The sequence below is a fragment of the Thalassotalea sp. G20_0 genome (assembly GCF_017744175.1).
GTDB lineage: Bacteria > Pseudomonadota > Gammaproteobacteria > Pseudomonadales > Endozoicomonadaceae > Endozoicomonas.
In genome coordinates this window covers 1-553 of the sequence record NZ_JAGHQV010000494.1, presented here as the reverse complement: position 1 = coordinate 553, position 553 = coordinate 1, and the positions used below count along the sequence as shown (strand labels likewise).

The 553-nt window shown below is 41.6% G+C and carries 1 protein-coding gene; it reads right to left on the bottom strand.

Features of this window, described 5'->3' with window-relative positions:
* Positions 1-520 (bottom strand): hypothetical protein (locus J7438_RS27220; protein ID WP_209279134.1); only part of this gene is annotated, 520 nt, incomplete at its 3' end.
* Positions 521-553 lie beyond the last annotated feature (33 nt).

The following is a 553-nucleotide window of genomic DNA, read 5'->3' as shown; positions in this document are numbered from 1 at the left end:
TACTTCCCTCATTCATGTATTTATGAGGGGTAAAAACACCCGCTGAAGTAAATGAATGAAGCGTCGTCGTCAGGCTTCGCCATGGCCACCCGGACGTCGCTTTAAAATCGTTCAACAATGGTATCAGGTGCTGTTGTTCACTGTGATTTAATGGTCTTTTTGACCTTGATGTGTATTGTTTGATTGAACAGGCAAATTGACTGTGTTTTTTCCCATTATAGCGATCACCATAATGAGTAGATATCCTCATCAGGTAATCCATTTTTTCTTGTGTGATAAGAGCATTAAAATCCTGAACAGGTTTTATTGAATGTCTTGGTGGATGGTTAGCAGAGCAGGCGTCAGAAGCAGGATAAAATTCATGACGCTTCGGGATATAGGGAAGTGGCGTATTCGTCCGCCTCACTGTGCCATACCTGTATCGCACACTCCCTGAAGCACCGGTATGATCATCCGGTTGATTATAATCATTACCTGATGTTGTGCATGTCCAACTTATACCAGCACCGCCTCTGTCCATAATTATATTTCATTAATTCATGGGAAATATAAA